Source organism: Streptomyces herbicida, assembly GCF_032656585.1.
Taxonomy (GTDB): Bacteria; Actinomycetota; Actinomycetes; order Streptomycetales; family Streptomycetaceae; genus Streptomyces; species Streptomyces herbicida.
Genome location: NZ_JAUYWJ010000009.1, coordinates 289,516 through 300,837 on the forward strand (window position 1 = coordinate 289,516; position 11,322 = coordinate 300,837).

Below are 11,322 nucleotides of genomic sequence, written 5' to 3' on the forward strand. Positions count from 1 at the left end.
ACGACAGTGGACAGTGGTGCGATACGCCGAAGGCTGGCACTCGGCGCGGCCGTGCTGGCCGCGTCCGGGGTGCTCGCGCTCGTGGCACCGGGCAGCGCCCAGGCGGCGGACGGCTCGTGCGCCGGGCGCAAGGTGAAGACCCTGCCCTTCTCCACCGGCATCGTGCGCGTCTACAAGAGCAATGGCTACGTCTGCGCGGTCACCGTGCCCGACCACCCGGGGACCAGGCGCTCGATGTCGGTCAGTGTGCAGGCCCGCGGCAACCGCCCGGTCGTCGACAAGGGCCGGTTCGCGTACCTTGCGGGCCCGGTGACGGTGCACGCGGGTCACCGCTGCGTGTGGGTGAAGGGTTCGGTGGGCAGTGGCACGGTGAGTTCCGGCTGGATCCTGTGCTGATGCTGCGGTAGCTCAATTACCCCTGGTGTGACGGATGTTGCTCCGATAGTTTCCGGCGCACATCTGTCTCACAGGGGAGTGTGCATGCGCAAGGCGCTCAGATGGCTGCTCGCGCTCATGGTGTTCCTAGGCACGCTGAGCACGGCGGGAGCGGCCACCGCCGCCAACGCCACGGGTGGCACGGACGTCGACATCAAGGACCGGCTGCTCGGGATACCGGGTATGAGCCTGATCCAGGAGAAGCCGTACGCCGGCTACCGCTACTTCGTCCTGAACTACACCCAGCCGATCGACCACCGGCACCCGTCGAAGGGCACGTTCCAGCAGCGGATCACCGTGCTGCACAAGGACGTCGGCCGCCCGACGGTCTTCTACACCAGCGGCTACAACGTCTCCACGAACCCCGGCCGCCGTGAGCCGACCCAGATCGTGGACGGCAACCAGGTCTCCATGGAGTACCGCTTCTTCACCCCGTCCCGCCCCGACCCGGCCGACTGGTCCAAGCTCGACATCTGGCAGGCGGCGAGCGACCAGCACCGCGTCTTCGAGGCCCTGAAGCCGCTCTACACGGGCAACTGGCTGGCGACGGGCGGCTCGAAGGGCGGCATGACCGCCACCTACTACGAGCGCTTCTACCCGCACGACATGGACGGCGTGGTCGCGTACGTGGCCCCCAACGACGTCGTGAACAAGGAGGATTCGGCCTACGACCGCTTCTTCGAGAACGTCGGCACCAAGGAGTGCCGGGACCGGCTGAACGCCGTCCAGCGGGAGGCGCTGGTGCGCCGTGCGCCGCTGGAGAAGAAGTACGAGGCGTACGCCACCGCCAACGGCCTCACCTTCACCACCATCGGCGGCCTGGACCGCGCCTACGAGGCGGTCGTCCTCGACTACGTCTGGGGCTTTTGGCAGTACAGCCTGCTGTCCGACTGCGACAAGATCCCCGCGAACGCGGCGAAGGCGACCGACGACGAGATCTGGACCTCGGTGGACACGATCTCCGGCTTCTCCGCCTACGCCGACCAGGGCCTGGAGACGTACACCCCGTACTACTACCAGGCCGGCACCCAGCTCGGCGCGCCCACGATCCACTTCCCGCACATCGAGAAGAGCCTGATCCGCTACGGCTACCAGCCGCCGCGGAACTTCGTACCGCGCTCGATCCCGATGCGCTGGCAGCCGGGCGTCATGCGTGATGTGGACACCTGGGTCCGCCACCGCGCCGACCACATGCTGTTCGTCTACGGCCAGAACGACCCGTGGGGTTCGGAGCGCTTCCGGCTGGGCGCGGGCGCCCGTGACTCCTATGTCTTCACCGCGCCCGGCCTGAACCACGGCGCGAACGTCGCGGGCCTGGTACCCGACCAGAAGGCCCTGGCCACGGCCCGGATCCTGGAGTGGGCGGGGGTCGCGTCGCCCGCGGTACGGGCGAACCCGTCGGCGGCGAAGCCGCTGGCCCGCTACGACGCGAAGCTGGACAGGGCCGACGTGGAGCGGGAGCCCGTGCTGCGGCCGTAGCCGTGTCCCCCTGAGAGGACCGGTAGGGGGCCGGTGGGATGTCACACGCGCCGTGCGCATCCCACCGGCTCCGGCCCCCCGAGCTGTACGTACAGGGCCGTCGACGCGGGGCATTCGGTGCGGCCGGCTCCCGCCTTGACGACCTTGTACTGGGGCTTTCGGCTGCCCGAGCCGTCGCAGGCCGTCTCCCGGACCTGGCCGTCGCCGGAGCTGTAGACGCAGTCGCCGACGATCGTGCGGGGGCCGCCTCCGCCGCCGGGGTCGCCGGGGTGCGGGGGTTCGAGGTTGCGCATACAGGCGTAGCCCTGCGGGATCGTCCCGTCGCCGTCCTCGTCGCTCGACGGGCGCTGCTCGCTTATGTGGAGCACGAAGTCGGTCGTGGCCGGGCACAGGGGGCCGTCGCCCATCCTGCCGTCGTAGCGGGCGACGACCCGGGCCGCCGCACGCTCACCGGTGCACGGGACCTCGGTGAAGCTCGTCGTGCCGAAGGAGCTGCACTCGTCGACCGCGAGGAACTGGACGCCGTATCCGGAGGTTTGGGCGGGCGCCGGTTTCGCGACGGGCTCGCCGGAGCCCTGCGATCGCTGGCAGCCCGTCGCCGCCAGGGCGAGGACCAGCGCCGGCAGTGCGTACACCACCCCCACCGACCGTCTCCCGCGCATTGCAATCCCCCCTGACACCCCCGCCCAGCGTGGCCCGCGACGGCGGGCACACGCCAGAGGTGTGGGAGGCTTTCCGCCTGTTGGCGGTGTTACGCCCGGTGTGCGACGTACGTCTAGTACGACAGTCCATGGCCGATGGGGTACAGCACCTGTGTCGGATCGTCCGCCCGCTGCACCGGCACCGGCAGCTTCCCGCGCGGCGCGACCCGCCCGGCGATGACCCGCGCGGCGGCGCGCAGTTCGACGTCGGTCCAGGAATAGGTGGCCAGACAGCCCGGGACGGAGGGGAGCTGGGCGACGTCGTACGGGTTGCGGATCGCGATCGCCACCACCGGCCTCCCGGTCCCCACCAGCCGTTCCACCAGCGTCTTCTGACTGCCGGCCGCCGTGACGTTGTACGTCCCGACCACCACCGCGTCCACGTCCTGCGCCGCAGTGACCGCCTTGGCGATGGTCGCGGCGGAGGGGGCCGTGCCCGTCGGCAGGGCGGTGGCGGTGAAGCCGAGTTCGGTGAGGGCGGCGGCCAGGACCGAGGTGGGCGGGCCCGTGGTGCCGGACGGGGAGGCGGGATCGGCGCCGACGACCAGGATCTTGTTGTGCGTCGGACGGGACAGCGGAAGGAGGCTGCCCTCGTTGACCAGAAGGGTCGTCGTCCGCTCGGCGATCCGGTCGGCCGCCGCCAGATGCGCGGGCGTGCCCACCACCCGGTCGACGCCCGCGTCGCTGACGTACGGCTGCGCCAGCAGCCCCAGCTTCGCCTTCAGCCGCAGGATGCGCAGGATCGATTCGTCGAGCCGTGCCTCGGTGAGCTCGCCGTCCTGTACGGCCTTGAGGACGGCGTTCCACGCCACGCTCAGGTTCGGCGGGTTGAGGAGCTGGTCGACTCCCGCCTTCAGAGCGAGCACCGGCACCCGGTCGTCCCCGTACTTCGTCCGTACCCCCTCCATGCCGAGCGAGTCGGTGACGACGACTCCGTCGTAGCCCAGTTCCTCACGGAGGATGCCGGTGAGGATGGGGTGGGAGAGGGTGGCCGGGTCGCCCGAGTCGTCGAGGGCCGGGAACTGGATGTGCGCGGTCATGATCGAGTCGATGCCGGCCCTGATCGCCGCCCGGAAGGGCACCGCGTCCAGCCGCTCCCACAGCTCCCGGCTGTGCGTGATGACCGGGAAGCCGTAGTGGCTGTCCACGGTGGTGTCGCCATGCCCGGGGAAGTGCTTGGCGGTGGCCGCGACCCGGGCCGACCGGTACCCCTTCACCTCGGCCGCCACCAGCTCGGCGACCGCGTCCGGATCGGCGCCGAAGGACCGTACGCCGATGACCGGGTTGGCCGGGTTGACGTTCACGTCGGCGTCGGGGGAGTAGTCCTGGTTGATGCCGATGGCGCGCAGTTCGGCGCCGGAGATCCGGCCGAGGGTGCGGGCATCGGTGCGGGAGCCGCCGGCCCCGATGGCCATGGCCCCCGGGAAGAGGGTGGCGGGCTTGCCGACCCGGCAGACGATGCCGTGCTCCTGGTCGGTGGCGACGAGGAGGGGGAGTCCGCGGGGCTGCTCCAGCGAGGCCCGCTGGATGCCGTTGGACAGATCGGCGATCTGGTGGGGATCGCGGGTGTTGTGGGCCCAGGTGAAGTAGATGATGCCGCCGACGCGGTACTTGGCGATGAGCTCGGCGGCGGTCCGTACGCCGATCTCCTTGAGGTTGGCGTCGATGTCGGCCTGGTCGGGGGCGGTGGCCGAGTGGCCGTAGACCCGCATCACGAAGAGCTGGCCGACCTTCTCCTCCAGCGGCATACCGGAGATGAGGGCGCGGAGCCTGCGTTCACCGGGGACGGCGGCGTGTGCGGAACCGCCGGCCGTCAGCGCGGCGGTGAGGCCGGCGGCCGCCGCGAGGACGGCACGTCTGGCCGGACGTCCCGTGTCTCCCGCTCTTCCCGTGCTTCCTGTTCTTCCCGTACTGGTGTCGGGCACGTGCGCTCCTTTCGGAGATCACTGAAGGAAACTTCCGAGAAGTCACCCATATCCGGGAAGTTTCTGCCAGTCAAGGGAATGCACAGTAACCAGACCGGGGCCGCCATCGGCGCAGTTGGAGGGGGGCGCGCCGATGACGGCGTGCTGCCGGCCGCAGTGCGGCGGAGAGGGTGGTCAGCGATCGCAGCCAGCAGCGAGGGCCGACACCGCACCGCGGAGACTCGTCCGGCAGCCTGCGTGTTGGACGGACCGGGGTGGGGCAGGGTTCCCCGGTCCGGGCGCATTCCCGCAAGTCGGTGAAGGGGTGCCGGAGGTGCCGGGGGAGGCGCGTGCGACGGCGCGCGGTCCAGTCGGCGGACGCACCGGCACACGCCGGGCCCTGCGTCGGATCATGTGGGCATGCCCGTAGTCGACATCCCCGGTTCCAAGTCCATCACCGCCCGCGCCCTCTTCCTCGCGGCAGCGGCCGATGGAGTCACCACCCTCGTACGACCGCTTCGTTCGGACGACACCGAGGGCTTCGCCGAGGGCCTGACCCGGCTCGGCTACCGAGTGGGCCGCACCCCGGACACCTGGCAGATCGACGGCCGCCCCGAGGGCCCCACGGTCCCCGAGGCCGACGTGTACTGCCGCGACGGCGCCACGACCGCCCGCTTCCTGCCCACCCTGGCGGCGGCCGGCCACGGCAGCTACCGCTTCGACGCCTCGCCCCAGATGCGCCGCCGTCCCCTGGCTCCCTTGACCCGGGCCCTGCGCGACCTCGGCGTGGACCTGCGGCACGAGGAGGCGGAGGGGCACCACCCGCTGCGGATCGAGGCGGCGGGCGTCGAGGGCGGCGAGGTGGTCCTGGACGCGGGCCAGTCGTCCCAGTACCTGACGGCCCTGCTCCTGCTGGGCCCGCTGACCCGCAAGGGCCTGCGGATCCGGGTGACGGACCTGGTCTCGGCGCCCTACGTGGAGATCACCACCGCGATGATGCGGGAGTTCGGGGCCGAGGTACGGCGGGAGGGCGACGTCTTCGTGGTCGCGCCGGGCGGCTACCGGGCCACGACGTACGCGGTGGAGCCGGACGCGTCGACGTCGAGCTACTTCTTCGCGGCGGCGGCCGTGACGCCGGGCGCGGAGGTCACGGTCCCCGGGCTGGGAGCCGGCGCCCTCCAGGGGGACCTGGGCTTCGTGGACGTGCTGCGCAGGATGGGCGCCGAGGTGGAGATCGGCCCGGACCGCACGACGGTGCGGGGGACGGGCGAACTGCGCGGTGTCACGGTCAACATGCGGGACATCTCCGACACGATGCCCACGCTGGCGGCGGTCGCGCCCTTCGCCTCCGGCCCGGTCCGCATCGAGGACGTGGCCAACACGCGCGTGAAGGAGTGCGACCGGCTGGACGCCTGCGCGGAGAACCTCCGGCGGCTGGGGATCTCCGTGTCCACGGGCCCCGACCGGATCGAGATCGAGCCCGGCGAGCCCCTGCCCGACGTACGGATCAAGTCCTACGGCGACCACCGCATCGTCATGTCCTTCGCGGTGACGGGACTTCGGGTGCCGGGAGTGTCGTACGACGACCCCGGGTGCGTACGGAAGACGTTCCCCGGGTTCCACGAGGCCTTCGGGAACCTGCGGGCCGCACTGGGATCATCGAACGCATGACCAAGCGCGCTCCCGGCTCCTACCTCATCCTGCACGGCTGGCAGAACCGCCGCCCCGAGGACCACTGGCAGCACTGGCTGGCCGACCGGCTCACCGAGCTGGGACACCGGGTCACCTATCCGCAGCTGCCCGACCCCGACGACCCGGACCTCGACGTCTGGCTCGGCGAACTGGCCCGCCACCTCGGCGGGCTCGACCCGGCCGGGGACCGGGTCGTCCTCGCCCACAGCGCCTCCGCCGTGCTCTGGCTGCACGCGGCCGCCCGTGGCATGAAGGAGCAGCGGGAGGCGGATCGGGTGCTGCTCGTCGCGCCGCCGTCCGCCTCCGTGCTCGTACGGCATCCGGAGATCGCGGAGTTCGCCCCGCCCGCCCTTGACTTCACCCTCCCCGGGCCCACCCGGCTCGTCGCCGGCGACGACGACCCGTACTGCCCCGAGGGCGCGCGGACCGCTTTCGGCGACCCGCTCGGCATTCCCACCGAGGTCATCCCGGGCGCCGGCCACCTCGACCTCGTCGCGGGCTACGGCTCCTGGCCCGCCGTACTGGAGTGGTGCCTGGACGCCTCCGCGCCGCTCACCGCTCGTCCGGCGGCGGCGTAGCCCCGTCGCGCAGCTCCGGTGTCGTGGCGCCCACCGCCCCGACCGCCAGCAGGCACAGCAGGCCGCCGGTGATCAGGGCGGTGGCACCGGAGGTCCAGCCGGCCACCAGGCCGCCGCGCACATTGCCGAGGCTGGGGCCCGCCTGGCCGACGATCGTCTCCGCCGCCGTGACCCGGCCCAGCAGGGCGTCGGGGGTGCGCGTCTGCACGATCGTGGAGCGCGAGACGACGGAGAGGGCGTCGGCCGCCCCGGCCACGACCAGGAGGCCGAGGCCGGTCCACGGGTCGGTGGACATGCCGAACAGGACGAGTGCGGCGCCCCAGGTTCCCGCCCCCCACAGCATCACCCGGCCCGGTCGCCCGAGCCGGGTCACCGAGCCGGACATGGCCGTCGCGCCGATGCCGCCGATCGCCATCGCGGAGAGGAACAGGCCCAGCGTGCGCGGGTCGTCGCCGAAGCGCTCGGCGTTGACCAGAGGGAAGAGGCTGGCCGGGAAGGACAGCACGGTCGCGGCCAGGTCGGTGATCAGCGCGCCCCGCACCACCCGGTGCCCGGCCAGGAAGCGCAGGCCGTCCAGCACCCCGTGCAGGCCCGCTCGCGACGGCTCGCCCTCGGGCTGCAGCGCGGGCAGGCCGAAGGCGCCGTAGAAGGCGAGGGCGAAGCTCAGGGCGTCCAGGAGGTAGCAGGCGCCGATGCCCAGCCAGCCCAGCAGGACACCCCCCAGCGCGGGGCCGATGAGCATCATCGACTGGCCGGTCATCTGGTTGAGGGCCAGTCCCGCGGCCACCTGGTCCTTGGGCAGCAACCGGGGGACGAAGACGCCCGCGGCCGGTGCGCCGAGGGCGCCGAAGGCCGACTGCGCGGCCACCAGGGCGAGGACGGCGGTCCCCGGGACGTGCCCGGTGAAGCCCTGCACGGCGAGCAGCAGGGAGCAGGCCGCCTGGCCGACGGTCGCCGTCAGGAAGACCCGGCGCCGGTCGGCCCGGTCCACCCAGGCCCCGGCGAACAGCCCGAACGCCGTCATCGGCAGCGCCTGCGCGAGCCCGACCGCACCGCTCCAGGCCGCGCTGTGGGTCATGCCCCAGACCTGGTACATCACGGTGACCATGGTCATGAAGCTGCCGAGCACGGACACCGTCCGGCCGATCAGCAGTCGCCGGAAGACCGGGGAGGTGCGCAGCGGCCTGACGTCGATGAGCGAACGCGTCAGGCTCATGAGGGCATGACGGGGCAGGGCGGGGCGGGTGGCTGAATCACCGGGGGAGGCTAACCGGGGCCTGGCGGCCGGGCCAATCAATTACCGGGCCCGGTCGCCCGCCGGGTACCGGGCCCGGTACCCGACCGGGTCGGCCCGTCGGGGAGGGTGCCTCAGGCGGCGTCGGTGAGCAGTCGCGCGAGATGCTCCCGGCCCTTGCCCAGCAGCTCCGGAAGCGGCGGTGCCGCCTCGTACCACCGCTTCTCGTACTCCCAGCACAGCCAGCCCTCCCAGCTGTGCCGGCAGAGCACGTCCACGCACTCGGTGAGCGGCAGCACCCCGGCGCCGAGCGGCAGCGGGGTGGTGTCGTCGGCCGAGGCGATGTCCTTGACCTGGACGTATCCGAGATACGGCGCGAGCGCCGCGTAGGTCTCCGAGGGCTGCTCGCCGCCCAGCCAGGTGTGCATCACGTCCCACAGCGCGCCGACCTGGCGGTGGCCGACCCGGCCCAGGACACGGATGGCGTCGGCGCCGGTGCGGTGCGAGTCGTGGGTCTCGAGCAGGATGCGGACCCCGAGGGCGGAGGCGTGCTCGGCGGCGGTGCCCAGCCGCCGGGCGGCCGTGGCGTCGGCCTCGTCCCGGGACTGGTCGGGGGCGGCGCCCGGGAAGACCCGGACGAAGGGGGCTCCCAGGTCATGGGCGAGATCGAGGAGCCCGCGGAGCTCGTCGAGCACGGGCTCGTCGTCACCGGGCGCGGCCACGCGCGTGTACCCGGCGAGCCCCATGATCTCGATTCCCGCCGCTTTGAACTCGGCGGCCACATCAGCTCGTTCGTCCGGTCCGAGGCCGGGGTGCACCGGCTCCTCCGGATGGGTGCGCAGCTCGACACCGTGATAGCCGTGCGCGGTCGCCAGCGCCAGTACCTCAGGTACGGGCAGACCGGGAACGCCGAGGGTGGAGAAGGCGAGCTTCATAATTGGACCCTACTCGTCACTCGCCCGATCCGTGCAGATCCAGACGCCAGTCCTGTCCCGTCAGATCCTTGCCGAAGGAGCGGTGGGCCTCCTCGGTGACCAGGGCGAAGCCGTGGCGCTGGTAGATACGCCGGGCGGCGGAGAGGACGTCGTTGGTCCACAGGACCAGCTCGCGGTAGCCGACACCGCGCGCGAAGTCGACGACGGCCTCGACGAGCCGGTCCCCGATGCCGAGCCCGCGCGCGTCGGGCTCGACCAGGAGGAGACGGAGGCGGGCGGTGGCCGGGGCTTCGTCCCGTACGCACATCACACATCCCACGGCCCGCCCGCCGAGCTCGGCGATCCACACCCGCTCCAGATGCGGGTCGTGGTCCTGCGCGAAGTCGGCGACGATACGCGCGACCAGCCCTTCGTAGTCCGCGTTCCACCCGTACTCGGCGGCATACAGCGCGGCATTGCGCTGCACGATCCAGCCGAGGTCGCCGGGCCCGGGCTCGCGCAGTACAAGCTCCCCGGGGCCCGGGGCGGGCTGGTCCCCCAGGAGAGTACGGATGGTCCGCATCGCCTCCGCGAGGCGCGGCCGGTCGCCGGGGCGCACGGTCCCGAGCAGTGAGCCGACGCTTTCCCGGGCCCGCTCGTCGAGCAGCTCGGCGGCCTCCCGCCCCCGCGGGGTGAGCGAGATGCGCCGCCGCCGCGGATCCTTCTCCGAGGCCGAGCGCTCGACGAGTCCGTCCTGCTCGAACTTGTTCAGGATCCGGCTCAAGTAACCGGCGTCCAGCGACAGTTCGGTGCGGAGGTCGGCCGCGTCCGTACGAGGGGAGTGCGCCAGTTCGTACAGGACGCGGGACTCGGTGAGGGTGTAGGGGGCGTAGAGGTGGCGGCCGTAGTCGAGGGCGCCGATGACGTTCGTGTAGAAGCGGTTGAAGGCACGGATGTCCTGAACGCTCATGATCGGTCGGCTCCCCGGATGGTTGACTCAGTCAGAGATACCGTCACTTTGAGGCTAGGGCACGGGGACGAGGGCGTCCATGCCGGGGATGGCGTTGGCCCTCCTGCGGCCCCACCCGTCACGCGCACGGGCGGGATTGGAAGGAATGGGTCGGACAGAGGCCGGGAAGGGTCAGGTCGGTGGCGGTGCGGAGTGGCCCGAAGGCTCCACTCCCGGCGTGGCGACGAGCAGGCAGGGCGGCCGGGGTTTCAGGGTGCGGTGGTGTCAGCCCCGCGGTACTCCGGAGGAGCCGCGGACCATCAGTTCGCCGCGTACCGTCGCGATCCCGCCGGGCGGCGGTTCCTCTCGGCCCATCGCGATGCGGCCCGCCCGGGCTCCGGCCTCGGACAGGGGCAGGCGCACCGTCGTCAGGGAAGGCACCGCGTCGAGGCTGAAGGGCAGGTCGTCGAAGCCCGCCACCGAGACGTCCTCGGGGATGCGGCGGCCGGAGTCCCGCAGGGCCGCGCAGGCGCCCAACGCGACGGAGTCGTTCGCGGCCAGCACCGCCGTCAGGGACGGGTCCCTGCGCAGCAGTTCGAGCGTCGCCTCGTAGCCCGACCGGCGGTCGTAGCGGCCGTGGACGGTCCGGCGTGCGTCCTCCTCGATGCCCGCCGCCTCCAGTGCCGCCCGGTGTCCTTCCAAACGGTGCCGGGTCGTGGTCCGCTCCTCGGGACCGGCGATGTAGCCGAGCCGGCGGTGGCCCAGGCCGATCAGGTGCTCGGTCAGTTGGCGGGCGCCGCCGCGGTTGTCGAAGGTGAGGGCGATCGCCTGGGTGTCGGGGGCCGGCGGGCGTCCGCACAGGACCACCCGTGTTCCCGCCTCCGTCAGTTTGCGGAGCTTGGCCGCCACCGCGGCCGCGTGCGGCTCGTCCTCCACCGCTCCGCCCGTCAGGACCACCGCCGCGGCCCGCTGCCGCTGGAGCAGGGTCAGGTACGTGAGTTCGCGCTCCGGCGAGCCTCCGGTGTTGCAGACGACCGCGAGCCTCTCTCCGCCCGCGCGGCCGCCGGGGCCGCCGATCTCGCCCTGGATCGCGCTCGCCATGATGCCGAAGAAGGGGTCCGCGATGTCGTTGACCAGGATGCCGACCAGGTCGGAGGTCGCCGCCGCGAGTGCGCTCGCCGGGCCGTTGAGGACGTAGTCCAGCTCGTCGACCGCCCGCAGCACCCGCTCCCGCGTGGAGGCGGCCACGGGATAGTTGCCGTTCAGCACGCGCGACACCGTCGCGGGCGAGACCTGCGCGCGGGCCGCCACGTCCGCCAGGGTCACCGTCATCTCGTCGTCCTCCGGTCGCGCTCTCTCGTCGTACGTCCACGTGCGGCGTACGTCGTCGTACACAGGCCGTACACAGGTCACGGTTCCACGGCCACTGTTTTGTG

At 72.2% G+C, this 11,322-nt stretch carries 10 protein-coding genes; 4 read left to right on the forward strand and 6 right to left on the reverse strand.

Annotation, left to right across the window (positions count from 1 at the left end; genetic code table 11):
• Positions 1 to 6: 6 nt before the first annotated feature.
• Both Q8A52_RS20880 and Q8A52_RS20885 read left to right on the forward strand, forming a co-directional pair.
• Positions 7 to 396 carry a hypothetical protein gene (locus tag Q8A52_RS20880; protein ID WP_316754184.1) on the forward strand — a complete coding sequence of 130 codons (390 nt, stop codon included), beginning with the start codon at positions 7 to 9 and terminating at the stop codon, positions 394 to 396.
• A gap of 84 nt (positions 397 to 480) precedes the next feature.
• Positions 481 to 1,914 (forward strand): S28 family serine protease, encoded by a 1,434-nt coding sequence (locus tag Q8A52_RS20885; protein ID WP_316754185.1) that lies wholly within the window; start codon positions 481 to 483, stop codon positions 1,912 to 1,914.
• A 41-nt stretch (positions 1,915 to 1,955) separates the two neighbouring features.
• Here the strand turns inward: Q8A52_RS20885 and Q8A52_RS20890 are convergent, their stop codons facing one another.
• Both Q8A52_RS20890 and Q8A52_RS20895 read right to left on the reverse strand, forming a co-directional pair.
• On the reverse strand, positions 1,956 to 2,576 hold the full coding sequence (locus Q8A52_RS20890; RefSeq protein ID WP_316754186.1) for a hypothetical protein: 621 nt from the start codon (positions 2,574 to 2,576) through the stop codon (positions 1,956 to 1,958).
• Between the two features lie 113 nt (positions 2,577 to 2,689).
• On the reverse strand, positions 2,690 to 4,540 hold the full coding sequence (locus Q8A52_RS20895) for a glycoside hydrolase family 3 protein (protein WP_316754187.1): 1,851 nt from the start codon (positions 4,538 to 4,540) through the stop codon (positions 2,690 to 2,692).
• Positions 4,541 to 4,939: 399 nt separating this feature from the next.
• Between Q8A52_RS20895 and aroA the strand changes: the two genes are divergently transcribed.
• Entirely contained in the window at positions 4,940 to 6,190 is a 1,251-nt protein-coding gene (gene aroA, locus Q8A52_RS20900; protein WP_316754188.1) for a 3-phosphoshikimate 1-carboxyvinyltransferase, read from the forward strand.
• A complete protein-coding gene (locus tag Q8A52_RS20905) occupies positions 6,187 to 6,789 on the forward strand; it encodes an RBBP9/YdeN family alpha/beta hydrolase (RefSeq protein ID WP_316754189.1) in 603 nt (200 codons plus the stop codon). The genes aroA and Q8A52_RS20905 overlap by 4 nt, the downstream gene beginning before the upstream one ends.
• On the opposite strand, the gene Q8A52_RS20910 is transcribed toward Q8A52_RS20905, so the two are convergent.
• From Q8A52_RS20910 to Q8A52_RS20925, 4 genes are all read right to left on the reverse strand, one after another.
• Positions 6,764 to 8,005: an MFS transporter gene (locus tag Q8A52_RS20910; RefSeq protein ID WP_316754190.1), complete on the reverse strand. Its 1,242-nt coding sequence runs from the start codon at positions 8,003 to 8,005 to the stop codon at positions 6,764 to 6,766. The two genes, Q8A52_RS20905 and Q8A52_RS20910, sit on opposite strands and share 26 nt — an antisense overlap.
• 152 nt (positions 8,006 to 8,157) lie before the next feature.
• Positions 8,158 to 8,958: a sugar phosphate isomerase/epimerase family protein gene (locus Q8A52_RS20915; RefSeq protein ID WP_316754191.1), complete on the reverse strand. Its 801-nt coding sequence runs from the start codon at positions 8,956 to 8,958 to the stop codon at positions 8,158 to 8,160.
• Positions 8,959 to 8,974: 16 nt separating this feature from the next.
• Positions 8,975 to 9,907: a bifunctional helix-turn-helix transcriptional regulator/GNAT family N-acetyltransferase gene (locus tag Q8A52_RS20920; RefSeq protein WP_316754192.1), complete on the reverse strand. Its 933-nt coding sequence runs from the start codon at positions 9,905 to 9,907 to the stop codon at positions 8,975 to 8,977.
• Positions 9,908 to 10,171: 264 nt separating this feature from the next.
• A complete protein-coding gene (locus tag Q8A52_RS20925; RefSeq protein WP_316754265.1) occupies positions 10,172 to 11,218 on the reverse strand; it encodes a LacI family DNA-binding transcriptional regulator in 1,047 nt (348 codons plus the stop codon).
• Between the last annotated feature and the right edge of the window lie 104 nt (positions 11,219 to 11,322).

Excerpts from the sequence above, each read along its gene's own strand:
- Q8A52_RS20910 (WP_316754190.1), bottom strand. The coding sequence starts at position 8,005 with ATGAGCCTGACGCGTTCGCTCATCGACGTCAGGCCGCTGCGCACCTCC.
- Q8A52_RS20915 (WP_316754191.1), bottom strand. The coding sequence starts at position 8,958 with ATGAAGCTCGCCTTCTCCACCCTCGGCGTTCCCGGTCTGCCCGTACCT.
- aroA (WP_316754188.1), top strand. The coding sequence starts at position 4,940 with ATGCCCGTAGTCGACATCCCCGGTTCCAAGTCCATCACCGCCCGCGCC.
- Q8A52_RS20885 (WP_316754185.1), top strand. The coding sequence starts at position 481 with ATGCGCAAGGCGCTCAGATGGCTGCTCGCGCTCATGGTGTTCCTAGGC.
- Q8A52_RS20925 (WP_316754265.1), bottom strand. The coding sequence starts at position 11,218 with ATGACGGTGACCCTGGCGGACGTGGCGGCCCGCGCGCAGGTCTCGCCC.
- Q8A52_RS20905 (WP_316754189.1), top strand. The coding sequence starts at position 6,187 with ATGACCAAGCGCGCTCCCGGCTCCTACCTCATCCTGCACGGCTGGCAG.
- Q8A52_RS20920 (WP_316754192.1), bottom strand. The coding sequence starts at position 9,907 with ATGAGCGTTCAGGACATCCGTGCCTTCAACCGCTTCTACACGAACGTC.
- Q8A52_RS20890 (WP_316754186.1), bottom strand. The coding sequence starts at position 2,576 with ATGCGCGGGAGACGGTCGGTGGGGGTGGTGTACGCACTGCCGGCGCTG.